This window comes from Candidatus Pelagibacter sp. PS_06, assembly GCF_059418045.1.
On record NZ_CM182078.1, the window covers coordinates 332,330 to 352,287 of the forward strand.

Sequence of the window (19,958 nt, forward strand, 5' to 3'; positions counted from 1 at the left end):
GTTCTAGTTTATATGTAACAAAAATTACTCACACTAACGGAAACAGCTCAGAGGTAACGTATAGCTCAACAAAATCATCGAATGCAGCAACCATTGTTGGTTCTAAAGGTACCTTAACATTTGGTTCAGATGGTACTTATTCTTATACTGCAAATTTAAATGTCACAACAGGACCGGATATTTTTACTTACACCGTAACTGATGGAACCTCTACAACAACTGCAACACTTACAATCAATGTTGTAGTTAATCATTTTGGTTATATCCAAGAAGGTAAAACATTAACGGTTGCAAATACGGCCTCACTTGTTTCTGGTACAAGTACTGGAAGTAATACAGGAGACATTGTCTTTAATGATACTAGCGATACATATACTGTAACACATATCCAACATAGTGGAGCAGGTTCTGCAACCTCTGTAACAGATGCTACTTACTCTCATGGTTCAGCAACTTCTGCTAGTGGTACTTATGGAACCTTAACCATTGGTTCAGATGGTAGTTATCAATATGTTGCAAACTCAAACATTACTAATTTAGATGCAAGTGATTCAAACGTAACCGATACATTTACTTACACCGAGAGTATTGGAGGTGTAGCCACTACAAAAACATTAACTATATATGTTATTCCAAGCCAAGATCTAACCGCACGTAATGATACCGGTAATATTAATGTTGGTGGAACTTTAACCGTTTCAAATAGTTCTAATGCAACAAGTGTGGATACAGCTACATTCAGTTCCTCAAATTCATACAGTTCACAATACCCATCTCATTCTTCTGATGTAATTTTTAATGATGATGGAACAAAAATGTATGTATCAGATGATAATAATGGTTATATATACCACTACAATCTCTCAACTGCCTTTGATGTAAGTAGTGCATCTTACCTTAATGCCTATGCGAGTGGTTCTGCCGTCCAATCCATGGCATTTAATAATGATGGAACAAAATGGTTTTTACTAAATACAAACCAAATAAGAGAATACAGTGTTTCAACAGGATTTGATACAACTACTAGTAACGTAAGCGCAACTACAACCAGTACTCTTAATTCCCAAGACTCAAATATGATGGGGGTAACCTTTAATAACGATGGAACTAAGATGTTCACCGTTGGTGCATCAAACGATAAAGTATATGAATACGCCCTAAGTACAGCCTTCGATATTTCAACAATTTCATATACTGATAGTGTTAGTATTCAATCTCAAGAAATATACCCAACAGACATAAGATTTAATCACGATGGAACAAAAATGTATATCACAGGTACAAGTGGTCGAGATATTAACGAGTATACGTTATCATCTGCCTTTGATATAACATCTACTGTTACCCATAAAGGTAGTTACAGTCTTAATGTTTCAGACTCGTATCCAACTGGTTTTTCTTTTAATAATGATGGAACAAAACTTTTTACCACAGGTCAATATTACGATAGAGTTAATGAACATAGTTTAACAACTCCTTTCAGCCTAGTGGATGTCTCTGGTGAACATTCAGGTGATGTCATTAACACAAGTTCAACTAATAATTATGATACAGATCCTGATAGCGACACACTAACTGTTACTGCAATTAGAACCGGTTCAGATGAAGGTAATGGTACAGCAGGATCCGTTGGTTCAGCCTTAACAGGATCGTATGGTCAATTAACAATTGCAGCAGATGGGTCTTATACTTATGTTGTTGCAGACAATAGTACAACGAATGCACTCGATGCAGGCGATATTGTAACGGATATCTTTAATTACACTGTATCTGACGGACAAGGCGAAACGGATATTGCAACTATAACCATAACAATTACTGGAATAAACGATGCGCCAGTTGCAGATAATGATACAGATACTGTTACGGCAGCTGGTACTATAACTGATGCCACTAATAGCGCTGGAACCTTAGTTTTAGGTGATACCGATGCTGATGCAAGTTCTAGTTTATATGTAACAAAAATTACTCACACTAACGGAAACAGCTCAGAGGTAACGTATAACTCAACAAAATCATCGAATGCAGCAACCATTGTTGGTTCTAAAGGTACCTTAACATTTGGTTCAGATGGTACTTATTCTTATACTGCAAATTTAAATGTCACAACAGGACCGGATATTTTTACTTACACCGTAACTGATGGAACCTCTACAACAACTGCAACACTTACAATCAATGTTGTAGTTAATCATTTTGGTTATATCCAAGAAGGTAAAACATTAACGGTTGCAAATACGGCCTCACTTGTTTCTGGTACAAGTACTGGAAGTAATACAGGAGACATTGTCTTTAATGATACTAGCGATACATATACTGTAACACATATCCAACATAGTGGAGCAGGTTCTGCAACCTCTGTAACAGATGCTACTTACTCTCATGGTTCAGCAACTTCTGCTAGTGGTACTTATGGAACCTTAACCATTGGTTCAGATGGTAGTTATCAATATGTTGCAAACTCAAACATTACTAATTTAGATGCAAGTGATTCAAACGTAACCGATACATTTACTTACACCGAGAGTATTGGAGGTGTAGCCACTACAAAAACATTAACTATATATGTTATTCCAAGCCAAGATCTAACCGCACGTAATGATACCGGTAATATTAATGTTGGTGGAACTTTAACCGTTTCAAATAGTTCTAATGCAACAAGTGTGGATACAGCTACATTCAGTTCCTCAAATTCATACAGTTCACAATACCCATCTCATTCTTCTGATGTAATTTTTAATGATGATGGAACAAAAATGTATGTATCAGATGATAATAATGGTTATATATACCACTACAATCTCTCAACTGCCTTTGATGTAAGTAGTGCATCTTACCTTAATGCCTATGCGAGTGGTTCTGCCGTCCAATCCATGGCATTTAATAATGATGGAACAAAATGGTTTTTACTAAATACAAACCAAATAAGAGAATACAGTGTTTCAACAGGATTTGATACAACTACTAGTAACGTAAGCGCAACTACAACCAGTACTCTTAATTCCCAAGACTCAAATATGATGGGGGTAACCTTTAATAACGATGGAACTAAGATGTTCACCGTTGGTGCATCAAACGATAAAGTATATGAATACGCCCTAAGTACAGCCTTCGATATTTCAACAATTTCATATACTGATAGTGTTAGTATTCAATCTCAAGAAATATACCCAACAGACATAAGATTTAATCACGATGGAACAAAAATGTATATCACAGGTACAAGTGGTCGAGATATTAACGAGTATACGTTATCATCTGCCTTTGATATAACATCTACTGTTACCCACAAAGGTAGTTACAGTCTTGCTTCTTCAGACTCGTATCCAACTGGTTTTTCTTTTAATAATGATGGAACAAAACTTTTTACCACAGGTCAATATTACGATAGAGTTAATGAACATAGTTTAACAACTCCTTTCAGCCTAGTGGATGTCTCTGGTGAACATTCAGGTGATGTCATTAACACAAGTTCAACTAATAATTATGATACAGATCCTGATAGCGACACACTAACTGTTACTGCAATTAGAACCGGTTCAGATGAAGGTAATGGTACAGCAGGATCCGTTGGTTCAGCCTTAACAGGATCGTATGGTCAATTAACAATTGCAGCAGATGGGTCTTATACTTATGTTGTTGCAGACAATAGTACAACGAATGCACTCGATGCAGGCGATATTGTAACGGATATCTTTAATTACACTGTATCTGACGGACAAGGCGAAACGGATATTGCAACTATAACCATAACAATTACTGGAATAAACGATGCGCCAGTTGCAGATAATGATACAGATACTGTTACGGCAGCTGGTACTATAACTGATGCCACTAATAGCGCTGGAACCTTAGTTTTAGGTGATACCGATGCTGATGCAAGTTCTAGTTTATATGTAACAAAAATTACTCACACTAACGGAAACAGCTCAGAGGTAACGTATAGCTCAACAAAATCATCGAATGCAGCAACCATTGTTGGTTCTAAAGGTACCTTAACATTTGGTTCAGATGGTACTTATTCTTATGCCGCAAACTCTGACGCAACATCAGGAGATGATGTCTTTACTTATACTTTAAGTGATGGAACAGCAACAACCACAGCTACATTAACAATTACAATTAATAACTCTGCACCTACCGCATCTAATTCAACAGTATACATTAATGAAAATAACCAAGTATCTTCATCAGGGGATAGAACTCCATCCAATATTACAAAAGTTTTTGCAGTAAGCGATTTTAGTTTTTCAGATACAGATGGTGGCAGTTTATCAAAAATAAAAATTACCACTTTAGAAAGTGCAGGCACTTTAGAATATGATAATGAAACATTTTGGGTTGATGTAACTGAAGACCAAGAAATTACAGCGTCAGATATTAGTAATAATAGATTAAGATTTACTCCAGCTGCAAACTCAGAAAGTAATCCAACGTTTGGTTTTAAAGTTCACGATGGAACGGAATACAGTTCCTCAGCATATACTATGACTATATCGGTTAACGCTGCACCTGATGTTACAGATACAACTATTGGAACAGTTGCTGCAGGTACCGCAAGTTCAGGGGATGTTCATAACGGTACTATTGTTACTGACAGTGATGATGCTGACAGTGTATTAGTTGTAACAGCTGCAAAAGCTGCTTCAGAAGGTGGAAGTTATTCAACAGTAATTAATTTAGGACATGATGATAATTTAGTTACAGCTGGAACAACTTCTTCTAATGGATTGTCCGTTTCTGGTACTTATGGAACATTAGTTATGGGTGCAGATGGAACGTATACTTATACAGCAAGTGCAACAAATAATATCGCGTACGATGCAACTGCAACAGACACATTTACATTTACAACTCGTGACGATGAAACAGCATCTGGCTCTTTTGCTTATGATGTTGGTGAATTAATTTTTACTGTTGCTTCATCAATTTCATTAGTTGCAGATACAGATACTGTTAATGAAGATGCAACCGTTACTGTTGCTAATGGAGATGCAGAAGATGTATTAGAAGATGATACAAGTGCAACAACCGTTTCTCATATTGGAACAGCATCGAATAGTTTAACTGAAATTTCAACGTCTCAAGAGATTACAGGTACTTATGGAACTCTAACTATGTATGCAACAGGAGCATACTCTTATGTTGCAGATCAGTCAGCAGCTGATGCATTAACCGCAGGGGTAGCAGCAGATGATGTATTTTATTATAAAGCAGCAGGTGCAACAACAACATTAACAATAGCTGTTACAGGAATTGGTCCACTTGCTGCAAATGATGCAGCAAATGTTAATGAGGATGCAACCGTTGCAGGAACAGCATCAGTGACTGGAACAGGTGTTCTTGGAAATGATGATGGTAATGCATCTTATGATACTGAAAGTTTAAGAGTGACTAGAGTTTCAACAGATAATTTTTCAACTGCAACAACCGTTGATGATGATGACAACGCAGATATAATTGATGGAACTTATGGAACATTAACAATTTATAAAACAGGTCAATATTCTTACACACCGGATAATGCAACTGCACAAGCACTTGCACAAGATGCATCTGCTACAGATACTTTTTATTATGAAATTAAAGATGACGGCGATGTTAATGCAAGTACTTCAACATTAATATTTACTATTACAGGTCAAAACGATGCGCCAACAGTAGTAAATGATACGGACAGTGTTACAGAAGGTGGAACAGTTATAGAAACTACAAACAGTGCTGGTACTGTTCTATCTGATGATAGTGATGTTGATGGAGACAGCCTAACTGTTTCAGGAACTGTTAGCCAAACAAGTGCAACTGCAAATGGTGGAAGCTCTATTACAATCAGCAGCCCTAACAGTGCATCTGTTGGATCTGCAGTTACTGGTTATTACGGTCAATTAACTTTAGACAGTGATGGTACTTATTCATATGTTGCCAATCAATCAACAGCTAACGCTTTAGACGATAGTGAAAGTGGAACAGATGTATTTACTTTTACCGTTTCTGATGGAACAACTACAACCTCTTCTACAATTACAATTACTGTAAATGGTCAAAACGATGCGCCAACAGTAGTAAATGATACGGACAGTGTTACCGAAGGTGGAACGGTTATAGAAACTACTAATAGTCAAGGTACCGTTCTATCTGATGATAGCGACGTTGATGGAGACAGCCTAACTGTTTCAGGAACTGTTAGCCAAACAAGTGCAACTGCAAATGGTGGAAGCTCTATTACAATCAGCAGCCCTAACAGTGCATCTGTTGGATCTGCAGTTACTGGTTATTACGGTCAATTAACTTTAGACAGTGATGGTACTTACTCTTATGTTGCCAATCAATCAACAGCTAACGCTTTAGACGATAGTGAAAGTGGAACAGATGTATTTACTTTTACCGTTTCTGATGGAACAACTACAACCTCTTCTACAATTACAATTACTGTAAATGGTCAAAACGATGCGCCAGTTGCAAACGATGATACAATCAATGTTACTGTTGGAACTCCAGCAACTGGAAATGTTATAACTTCAAGTGACACGGATCCAGATGGAGATAGTTTAACAGTTAGTGCAATTGCAGGGGGATCAGTTGGATCTGCAGTTACTGGAACTTATGGAACTTTCACTCTAAACTCTAATGGATCTTACACATACACAGTTGATACTACTAATTCAGATGTTATAGCTTGGAAACCAGGGGATAATGTTCTTAGTGAAACATTTACATACACAGTAAGTGATGGCACAACAACAGACACTGCAACAATTACTGTTAATGCTTCAGGTCAAAACGATGCGCCAGTTGCAAACGATGATACAATCAATGTTACTGTTGGAACTCCAGCAACTGGAAATGTTATAACTTCAAGTGACACGGATCCAGATGGAGATAGTTTAACAGTTAGTGCAATTGCAGGGGGATCAGTTGGATCTGCAGTTACTGGAACTTATGGAACTTTCACTCTAAACTCTAATGGATCTTACACATACACAGTTGATACTACTAATTCAGATGTTATAGCTTGGAAACCAGGGGATAATGTTCTTAGTGAAACATTTACATACACAGTAAGTGATGGCACAACAACAGACACTGCAACAATTACTGTTAATGCTTCAGGTCAAAACGATGCGCCAGTTGCAAACGATGATACAATCAATGTTACTGTTGGAACTCCAGCAACTGGAAATGTTATAACTTCAAGTGACACGGATCCAGATGGAGATAGTTTAACAGTTAGTGCAATTGCAGGGGGATCAGTTGGATCTGCAGTTACTGGAACTTATGGAACTTTCACTCTAAACTCTAATGGATCTTACACATACACAGTTGATACTACTAATTCAGATGTTATAGCTTGGAAACCAGGGGATAATGTTCTTAGTGAAACATTTACATACACAGCAAGTGATGGCACAACAACAGACACTGCAACAATTACTGTTAATGCTTCAGGTCAAAACGATGCGCCAACAGTAGTAAATGATACGGACAGTGTTACAGAAGGTGGAACAGTTATAGAAACTACAAACAGTGCTGGTACCGTTCTATCTGATGATAGCGACGTTGATGGAGACAGCCTAACTGTTTCAGGAACTGTTAGCCAAACAAGTGCAACTGCAAATGGTGGAAGCTCTATTACAATCAGCAGCCCTAACAGTGCATCTGTTGGATCTGCAGTTACTGGTTATTACGGTCAATTAACTTTAGACAGTGATGGTACTTATTCATATGTTGCCAATCAATCAACAGCTAACGCTTTAGACGATAGTGAAAGTGGAACAGATGTATTTACTTTTACCGTTTCTGATGGAACAACTACAACCTCTTCTACAATTACAATTACTGTAAATGGTCAAAACGATGCGCCAACAGTAGTAAATGATACGGACAGTGTTACCGAAGGTGGAACGGTTATAGAAACTACTAATAGTCAAGGTACCGTTCTATCTGATGATAGCGACGTTGATGGAGACAGCCTAACTGTTTCAGGAACTGTTAGCCAAACAAGTGCAACTGCAAATGGTGGAAGCTCTATTACAATCAGCAGCCCTAACAGTGCATCTGTTGGATCTGCAGTTACTGGTTATTACGGTCAATTAACTTTAGACAGTGATGGTACTTACTCTTATGTTGCCAATCAATCAACAGCTAACGCTTTAGACGATAGTGAAAGTGGAACAGATGTATTTACTTTTACCGTTTCTGATGGAACAACTACAACCTCTTCTACAATTACAATTACTGTAAATGGTCAAAACGATGCGCCAGTTGCAAACGATGATACAATCAATGTTACTGTTGGAACTCCAGCAACTGGAAATGTTATAACTTCAAGTGACACGGATCCAGATGGAGATAGTTTAACAGTTAGTGCAATTGCAGGGGGATCAGTTGGATCTGCAGTTACTGGAACTTATGGAACTTTCACTCTAAACTCTAATGGATCTTACACATACACAGTTGATACTACTAATTCAGATGTTATAGCTTGGAAACCAGGGGATAATGTTCTTAGTGAAACATTTACATACACAGTAAGTGATGGCACAACAACAGACACTGCAACAATTACTGTTAATGCTTCAGGTCAAAACGATGCGCCAGTTGCAAACGATGATACAATCAATGTTACTGTTGGAACTCCAGCAACTGGAAATGTTATAACTTCAAGTGACACGGATCCAGATGGAGATAGTTTAACAGTTAGTGCAATTGCAGGGGGATCAGTTGGATCTGCAGTTACTGGAACTTATGGAACTTTCACTCTAAACTCTAATGGATCTTACACATACACAGTTGATACTACTAATTCAGATGTTATAGCTTGGAAACCAGGGGATAATGTTCTTAGTGAAACATTTACATACACAGTAAGTGATGGCACAACAACAGACACTGCAACAATTACTGTTAATGCTTCAGGTCAAAACGATGCGCCAGTTGCAAACGATGATACAATCAATGTTACTGTTGGAACTCCAGCAACTGGAAATGTTATAACTTCAAGTGACACGGATCCAGATGGAGATAGTTTAACAGTTAGTGCAATTGCAGGGGGATCAGTTGGATCTGCAGTTACTGGAACTTATGGAACTTTCACTCTAAACTCTAATGGATCTTACACATACACAGTTGATACTACTAATTCAGATGTTATAGCTTGGAAACCAGGGGATAATGTTCTTAGTGAAACATTTACATACACAGCAAGTGATGGCACAACAACAGACACTGCAACAATTACTGTTAATGCTTCAGGTCAAAACGATGCGCCAACAGTAGTAAATGATACGGACAGTGTTACAGAAGGTGGAACAGTTATAGAAACTACAAACAGTGCTGGTACCGTTCTATCTGATGATAGCGACGTTGATGGAGACAGCCTAACTGTTTCAGGAACTGTTAGCCAAACAAGTGCAACTGCAAATGGTGGAAGCTCTATTACAATCAGCAGCCCTAACAGTGCATCTGTTGGATCTGCAGTTACTGGTTATTACGGTCAATTAACTTTAGACAGTGATGGTACTTATTCATATGTTGCCAATCAATCAACAGCTAACGCTTTAGACGATAGTGAAAGTGGAACAGATGTATTTACTTTTACCGTTTCTGATGGAACAACTACAACCTCTTCTACAATTACAATTACTGTAAATGGTCAAAACGATGCGCCAACAGTAGTAAATGATACGGACAGTGTTACCGAAGGTGGAACGGTTATAGAAACTACTAATAGTCAAGGTACCGTTCTATCTGATGATAGCGACGTTGATGGAGACAGCCTAACTGTTTCAGGAACTGTTAGCCAAACAAGTGCAACTGCAAATGGTGGAAGCTCTATTACAATCAGCAGCCCTAACAGTGCATCTGTTGGATCTGCAGTTACTGGTTATTACGGTCAATTAACTTTAGACAGTGATGGTACTTACTCTTATGTTGCCAATCAATCAACAGCTAACGCTTTAGACGATAGTGAAAGTGGAACAGATGTATTTACTTTTACCGTTTCTGATGGAACAACTACAACCTCTTCTACAATTACAATTACTGTAAATGGTCAAAACGATGCGCCAACAGTAGTAAATGATACGGACAGTGTTACCGAAGGTGGAACGGTTATAGAAACTACTAATAGTCAAGGTACCGTTCTATCTGATGATAGCGACGTTGATGGAGACAGCCTAACTGTTTCAGGAACTGTTAGCCAAACAAGTGCAACTGCAAATGGTGGAAGCTCTATTACAATCAGCAGCCCTAACAGTGCATCTGTTGGATCTGCAGTTACTGGTTATTACGGTCAATTAACTTTAGACAGTGATGGTACTTACTCTTATGTTGCCAATCAATCAACAGCTAACGCTTTAGACGATAGTGAAAGTGGAACAGATGTATTTACTTTTACCGTTTCTGATGGAACAACTACAACCTCTTCTACAATTACAATTACTGTAAATGGTCAAAACGATGCGCCAGTTGCAAACGATGATACAATCAATGTTACTGTTGGAACTCCAGCAACTGGAAATGTTATAACTTCAAGTGACACGGATCCAGATGGAGATAGTTTAACAGTTAGTGCAATTGCAGGGGGATCAGTTGGATCTGCAGTTACTGGAACTTATGGAACTTTCACTCTAAACTCTAATGGATCTTACACATACACAGTTGATACTACTAATTCAGATGTTATAGCTTGGAAACCAGGGGATAATGTTCTTAGTGAAACATTTACATACACAGCAAGTGATGGCACAACAACAGACACTGCAACAATTACTGTTAATGCTTCAGGTCAAAACGATGCGCCAGTTGCAAACGATGATACAATCAATGTTACTGTTGGAACTCCAGCAACTGGAAATGTTATAACTTCAAGTGACACGGATCCAGATGGAGATAGTTTAACAGTTAGTGCAATTGCAGGGGGATCAGTTGGATCTGCAGTTACTGGAACTTATGGAACTTTCACTCTAAACTCTAATGGATCTTACACATACACAGTTGATACTACTAATTCAGATGTTATAGCTTGGAAACCAGGGGATAATGTTCTTAGTGAAACATTTACATACACAGTAAGTGATGGCACAACAACAGACACTGCAACAATTACTGTTAATGCTTCAGGTCAAAACGATGCGCCAGTTGCAAACGATGATACAATCAATGTTACTGTTGGAACTCCAGCAACTGGAAATGTTATAACTTCAAGTGACACGGATCCAGATGGAGATAGTTTAACAGTTAGTGCAATTGCAGGGGGATCAGTTGGATCTGCAGTTACTGGAACTTATGGAACTTTCACTCTAAACTCTAATGGATCTTACACATACACAGTTGATACTACTAATTCAGATGTTATAGCTTGGAAACCAGGGGATAATGTTCTTAGTGAAACATTTACATACACAGCAAGTGATGGCACAACAACAGACACTGCAACAATTACTGTTAATGCTTCAGGTCAAAACGATGCGCCAACAGTAGTAAATGATACGGACAGTGTTACAGAAGGTGGAACAGTTATAGAAACTACAAACAGTGCTGGTACCGTTCTATCTGATGATAGCGACGTTGATGGAGACAGCCTAACTGTTTCAGGAACTGTTAGCCAAACAAGTGCAACTGCAAATGGTGGAAGCTCTATTACAATCAGCAGCCCTAACAGTGCATCTGTTGGATCTGCAGTTACTGGTTATTACGGTCAATTAACTTTAGACAGTGATGGTACTTATTCATATGTTGCCAATCAATCAACAGCTAACGCTTTAGACGATAGTGAAAGTGGAACAGATGTATTTACTTTTACCGTTTCTGATGGAACAACTACAACCTCTTCTACAATTACAATTACTGTAAATGGTCAAAACGATGCGCCAACAGTAGTAAATGATACGGACAGTGTTACCGAAGGTGGAACGGTTATAGAAACTACTAATAGTCAAGGTACCGTTCTATCTGATGATAGCGACGTTGATGGAGACAGCCTAACTGTTTCAGGAACTGTTAGCCAAACAAGTGCAACTGCAAATGGTGGAAGCTCTATTACAATCAGCAGCCCTAACAGTGCATCTGTTGGATCTGCAGTTACTGGTTATTACGGTCAATTAACTTTAGACAGTGATGGTACTTACTCTTATGTTGCCAATCAATCAACAGCTAACGCTTTAGACGATAGTGAAAGTGGAACAGATGTATTTACTTTTACCGTTTCTGATGGAACAACTACAACCTCTTCTACAATTACAATTACTGTAAATGGTCAAAACGATGCGCCAGTTGCAAACGATGATACAATCAATGTTACTGTTGGAACTCCAGCAACTGGAAATGTTATAACTTCAAGTGACACGGATCCAGATGGAGATAGTTTAACAGTTAGTGCAATTGCAGGGGGATCAGTTGGATCTGCAGTTACTGGAACTTATGGAACTTTCACTCTAAACTCTAATGGATCTTACACATACACAGTTGATACTACTAATTCAGATGTTATAGCTTGGAAACCAGGGGATAATGTTCTTAGTGAAACATTTACATACACAGTAAGTGATGGCACAACAACAGACACTGCAACAATTACTGTTAATGCTTCAGGTCAAAACGATGCGCCAGTTGCAAACGATGATACAATCAATGTTACTGTTGGAACTCCAGCAACTGGAAATGTTATAACTTCAAGTGACACGGATCCAGATGGAGATAGTTTAACAGTTAGTGCAATTGCAGGGGGATCAGTTGGATCTGCAGTTACTGGAACTTATGGAACTTTCACTCTAAACTCTAATGGATCTTACACATACACAGTTGATACTACTAATTCAGATGTTATAGCTTGGAAACCAGGGGATAATGTTCTTAGTGAAACATTTACATACACAGTAAGTGATGGCACAACAACAGACACTGCAACAATTACTGTTAATGCTTCAGGTCAAAACGATGCGCCAGTTGCAAACGATGATACAATCAATGTTACTGTTGGAACTCCAGCAACTGGAAATGTTATAACTTCAAGTGACACGGATCCAGATGGAGATAGTTTAACAGTTAGTGCAATTGCAGGGGGATCAGTTGGATCTGCAGTTACTGGAACTTATGGAACTTTCACTCTAAACTCTAATGGATCTTACACATACACAGTTGATACTACTAATTCAGATGTTATAGCTTGGAAACCAGGGGATAATGTTCTTAGTGAAACATTTACATACACAGCAAGTGATGGCACAACAACAGACACTGCAACAATTACTGTTAATGCTTCAGGTCAAAACGATGCGCCAACAGTAGTAAATGATACGGACAGTGTTACAGAAGGTGGAACAGTTATAGAAACTACAAACAGTGCTGGTACCGTTCTATCTGATGATAGCGACGTTGATGGAGACAGCCTAACTGTTTCAGGAACTGTTAGCCAAACAAGTGCAACTGCAAATGGTGGAAGCTCTATTACAATCAGCAGCCCTAACAGTGCATCTGTTGGATCTGCAGTTACTGGTTATTACGGTCAATTAACTTTAGACAGTGATGGTACTTATTCATATGTTGCCAATCAATCAACAGCTAACGCTTTAGACGATAGTGAAAGTGGAACAGATGTATTTACTTTTACCGTTTCTGATGGAACAACTACAACCTCTTCTACAATTACAATTACTGTAAATGGTCAAAACGATGCGCCAACAGTAGTAAATGATACGGACAGTGTTACCGAAGGTGGAACGGTTATAGAAACTACTAATAGTCAAGGTACCGTTCTATCTGATGATAGCGACGTTGATGGAGACAGCCTAACTGTTTCAGGAACTGTTAGCCAAACAAGTGCAACTGCAAATGGTGGAAGCTCTATTACAATCAGCAGCCCTAACAGTGCATCTGTTGGATCTGCAGTTACTGGTTATTACGGTCAATTAACTTTAGACAGTGATGGTACTTACTCTTATGTTGCCAATCAATCAACAGCTAACGCTTTAGACGATAGTGAAAGTGGAACAGATGTATTTACTTTTACCGTTTCTGATGGAACAACTACAACCTCTTCTACAATTACAATTACTGTAAATGGTCAAAACGATGCGCCAACAGTAGTAAATGATACGGACAGTGTTACCGAAGGTGGAACGGTTATAGAAACTACTAATAGTCAAGGTACCGTTCTATCTGATGATAGCGACGTTGATGGAGACAGCCTAACTGTTTCAGGAACTGTTAGCCAAACAAGTGCAACTGCAAATGGTGGAAGCTCTATTACAATCAGCAGCCCTAACAGTGCATCTGTTGGATCTGCAGTTACTGGTTATTACGGTCAATTAACTTTAGACAGTGATGGTACTTACTCTTATGTTGCCAATCAATCAACAGCTAACGCTTTAGACGATAGTGAAAGTGGAACAGATGTATTTACTTTTACCGTTTCTGATGGAACAACTACAACCTCTTCTACAATTACAATTACTGTAAATGGTCAAAACGATGCGCCAGTTGCAAACGATGATACAATCAATGTTACTGTTGGAACTCCAGCAACTGGAAATGTTATAACTTCAAGTGACACGGATCCAGATGGAGATAGTTTAACAGTTAGTGCAATTGCAGGGGGATCAGTTGGATCTGCAGTTACTGGAACTTATGGAACTTTCACTCTAAACTCTAATGGATCTTACACATACACAGTTGATACTACTAATTCAGATGTTATAGCTTGGAAACCAGGGGATAATGTTCTTAGTGAAACATTTACATACACAGCAAGTGATGGCACAACAACAGACACTGCAACAATTACTGTTAATGCTTCAGGTCAAAACGATGCGCCAGTTGCAAACGATGATACAATCAATGTTACTGTTGGAACTCCAGCAACTGGAAATGTTATAACTTCAAGTGACACGGATCCAGATGGAGATAGTTTAACAGTTAGTGCAATTGCAGGGGGATCAGTTGGATCTGCAGTTACTGGAACTTATGGAACTTTCACTCTAAACTCTAATGGATCTTACACATACACAGTTGATACTACTAATTCAGATGTTATAGCTTGGAAACCAGGGGATAATGTTCTTAGTGAAACATTTACATACACAGTAAGTGATGGCACAACAACAGACACTGCAACAATTACTGTTAATGCTTCAGGTCAAAACGATGCGCCAGTTGCAAACGATGATACAATCAATGTTACTGTTGGAACTCCAGCAACTGGAAATGTTATAACTTCAAGTGACACGGATCCAGATGGAGATAGTTTAACAGTTAGTGCAATTGCAGGGGGATCAGTTGGATCTGCAGTTACTGGAACTTATGGAACTTTCACTCTAAACTCTAATGGATCTTACACATACACAGTTGATACTACTAATTCAGATGTTATAGCTTGGAAACCAGGGGATAATGTTCTTAGTGAAACATTTACATACACAGCAAGTGATGGCACAACAACAGACACTGCAACAATTACTGTTAATGCTTCAGGTCAAAACGATGCGCCAACAGTAGTAAATGATACGGACAGTGTTACAGAAGGTGGAACAGTTATAGAAACTACAAACAGTGCTGGTACCGTTCTATCTGATGATAGCGACGTTGATGGAGACAGCCTAACTGTTTCAGGAACTGTTAGCCAAACAAGTGCAACTGCAAATGGTGGAAGCTCTATTACAATCAGCAGCCCTAACAGTGCATCTGTTGGATCTGCAGTTACTGGTTATTACGGTCAATTAACTTTAGACAGTGATGGTACTTATTCATATGTTGCCAATCAATCAACAGCTAACGCTTTAGACGATAGTGAAAGTGGAACAGATGTATTTACTTTTACCGTTTCTGATGGAACAACTACAACCTCTTCTACAATTACAATTACTGTAAATGGTCAAAACGATGCGCCAACAGTAGTAAATGATACGGACAGTGTTACCGAAGGTGGAACGGTTATAGAAACTACTAATAGTCAAGGTACCGTTCTATCTGATGATAGCGACGTTGATGGAGACAGCCTAACTGTTTCAGGAACTGTTAGCCAAACAAGTGCAACTGCAAATGGTGGAAGCTCTATTACAATCAGCAGCCCTAACAGTGCATCTGTTGGATCTGCAGTTACTGGTTATTACGGTCAATTAACTTTAGACAGTGATGGTACTTACTCTTATGTTGCCAATCAATCAACAGCTAACGCTTTAGACGATAGTGAAAGTGGAACAGATGTATTTACTTTTACCGTTTCTGATGGAACAACTACAACCTCTTCTACAATTACAATTACTGTAAATGGTCAAAACGATGCGCCAGTTGCAAACGATGATACAATCAATGTTACTGTTGGAACTCCAGCAACTGGAAATGTTATAACTTCAAGTGACACGGATCCAGATGGAGATAGTTTAACAGTTAGTGCAATTGCAGGGGGATCAGTTGGATCTGCAGTTACTGGAACTTATGGAACTTTCACTCTAAACTCTAATGGATCTTACACATACACAGTTGATACTACTAATTCAGATGTTATAGCTTGGAAACCAGGGGATAATGTTCTTAGTGAAACATTTACATACACAGTAAGTGATGGCACAACAACAGACACTGCAACAATTACTGTTAATGCTTCAGGTCAAAACGATGCGCCAACAGTAGTAAATGATACGGACAGTGTTACCGAAGGTGGAACGGTTATAGAAACTACTAATAGTCAAGGTACCGTTCTATCTGATGATAGCGACGTTGATGGAGACAGCCTAACTGTTTCAGGAACTGTTAGCCAAACAAGTGCAACTGCAAATGGTGGAAGCTCTATTACAATCAGCAGCCCTAACAGTGCATCTGTTGGATCTGCAGTTACTGGTTATTACGGTCAATTAACTTTAGACAGTGATGGTACTTACTCTTATGTTGCCAATCAATCAACAGCTAACGCTTTAGACGATAGTGAAAGTGGAACAGATGTATTTACTTTTACCGTTTCTGATGGAACAACTACAACCTCTTCTACAATTACAATTACTGTAAATGGTCAAAACGATGCGCCAGTTGCAAACGATGATACAGTTACAACAGCTGAAGATAACCCTTATGTATTTTCAACTTCTGACTTTGGTTACACAGATGCAGATGATGATGATGCATTAGTAAGTATAAAAATTACAACTCTAGAGACTAATGGGGCTTTACAATATTATAATGGTAGCGCTTGGGTAGATGTAACTTTAAATCAGGTTATTACTTCATCCGATATTACAAGTGGATACTTAAGATTAAATCCTGATGCAAGTGAAAACGGATCTCCTTATACTACTTTTAATTTTACAGTAAATGACGGCGATACAGACAGCGCAACTCCTAATACAATTACAGTAAATGTTACTTCTGTTAATGACGCGCCAACCGCAACTAATGATACTGCAAGTGTTAATGAAGATGCAACCACAACTGTATCTAGTGCATCAAGTGGGGTAATCGATGACAATGATACAGACACTGAAAGTGATACATTAATAATTACAAATATTGTTCATACAAATGGAAACACAGAAAGCGTTACAGCAAACACCACTTATTCAAATGGACAATCTATTGTTGGAACTTATGGAACATTAACCATTGGAGCAAACGGAACTTATGCTTACGTTGCTGATCAAGATGTTTCTGATGCATTAGATTTAAATGATCAGGTTTCAGATGTGTTTACTTATACTATATCTGATGGAAATGGTGGAACGGACACTGCAACCATTACTGTAAGAGTTACAGGTGTTAATGACACACCAACTTCAACAGGTGGAACTATTACAACAAATGAAGACGAAAATTATACATTAACTGTGAATGATTTTAACTTTTCAGATCCAGATGCAAGTGGAAGTTTAAATAAAGTAAAAATTACAACATTAGAGACAAATGGAAATCTTGAATATTATAATGGAACTGCTTGGGTAGCAGTTACACAAAACCAAGAAATTAATGCATCGGATATTACTAATGGATACTTAAGATTTAGACCTGATGCTAATGAAAATGGAAGTTCTTATACTACATTTGGTTATCAAGTAAGCGACGGAACCGTTTATAGTTCAGCAACTACCATGACTGTAAATGTTACAGCAGTAAATGACGCGCCTGTAGCAACTGATGATGCTAGTTCTGTAACCGAAGATAGCAATGTAAGAGTAAGAGCTAATGAGGACGATTTATTAAATGATGATAGCGACACTGAAAGTGACAGTTTAAGTGTTACTTTAATTAAACCTTTAAATGGTTCAAATACCACAGTTTCAAGTGGTTCAAGCACAACAATTACAGGAATTTATGGTCAATTAACGGTGAATTCTAATGGTGCCTACAATTATAAAGCAAACCAAGACGCAGCCGATACCTTAGATACAGGCGAAAGTGCTGAAGAAAAATTTGTCTACACTGTTTCAGATGGAAATGGTGGAACAGATACTGGAATACTAACTATTACTATCAATGGGGTTGAAGACGATCCTAACGCGGTCAAAGATAATATTAGTTTAAATATTTCAGAGTCCTTGACCTTAACTGGTAATGCAACAACTAACGATATTGATCCTGACGATAGTTTGACAATAGTTGCTTGTGGAAAAGGAAGAAATCCAAACGTTGGTACAGCTAAAACTGTTGGAACAGCATTTGATTCAAATTATGGTCAAATGACAATTAATGCAGATGGATCTTATACATTTGTAGCAGTAAGCAACATTAAAGAATTACTAGAACCAGGACAATCAGTTACTGAAAAATTTTATTATACGGTGTCAGATGGAAATTCAACTTCAACAGCCATGATTGAATTAACAGTTCAAAGAGACAATGTTGTAAATGAATTAACCAAAAAAGAACAAAAACAAATTAAAAAACAAATATCAAAAGATAGAGTGAACCAACCAAGTACTATTAGACTAGAAAAAATTCCAACTTCAGCAAAATCATTCGAGAAATCAGCAAGTGCCTTAGATAATTTAAGTAATTTAAATAAAATAAGTTTTAATGAGGGAATTAAACTAGTTGATCTTATAGCACAAACAGGATCACTTAAAACAACTGATGGCTCATTAGATAAAGTTCAAGCCAAACAAAAAAATGGCCAATTAAATTTACAATTTAAAGTATCAGCTGAGTTAGGAAATGAAATTGTAAAATATGAAGCTGTTATGCCTGATGGATCAAAATTACCAGATTGGATTACAGTAGATCCGAAAACTGGAAAAACAATAACAGAAATTCCAGAAGGAGTTGAGTTAGTAGATTTTATAATTATAGCAACAGACAAACAAAATAATAAAAAAGAAATAAGTGTCAGTATAGATCCAAAAGAAATTAAAGAAGACAAAAGTCTTTTCAAAAAAGCAAAAAAACAAAACGCTTCCCTATCAGTTGATCAGAACGGAAATGTAAATATTGTAAATACAAATGAAAGTGGAGATGTTAATCAAACAGAAACAAAAAACTTAAATGCAAACGATAAACAAAATTCTGATAACAATATAAAAGCTTTAGATTCAAATTTTGATAATACCGACTCTATTAGAAAAATTATAGAAACAATTAAATCAGATCAGGTTTATCAACTTCAAACTATTAATAATGGAGAAGTATTAGAAACAAAAGTACCTGAAACCTTAATTGGTAATTTTGAAAAAACAAAATTAGTATTAAAAGATGGGTCTGCTATACCTGATTGGGTTGAGTTTGATCCAGTAACTGGTGAAATTAGTGTAAATCTACCAGATGATATAGATAAATTAGAATTTAAATTAATCGTTGAAAGCGATGGTAAGATTATTGTTAGTGATTTAGAAATTGATGTTAGGGGTGATGAGGTTACCCAAAATCTAGATGATATAGAAAATACTAGATTTATTGCTTTTAAAGACCAGTTAAATAAAGAGCATGATAACTGGGAAGAATATGGTAGCAATATAATTAATAGACTATAATTCAATTATAAA

Annotated in this window: 1 protein-coding gene (cut by a window edge); it reads left to right on the forward strand. The window is 37.6% G+C overall.

What is annotated here, in order from left to right; all coding sequences use genetic code 11:
* Nucleotides 1–19,946, forward strand: the 3' portion of a protein-coding gene (locus AC5SLZ_RS01555) for a cadherin-like domain-containing protein (protein WP_494615879.1). The gene continues 11,911 nt to the left of window position 1, outside the view; only the last 19,946 of its 31,857 coding nucleotides appear in the window; its start codon lies off the left edge, out of view; the stop codon is at nucleotides 19,944–19,946.
* Nucleotides 19,947–19,958: the final 12 nt, after the last annotated feature.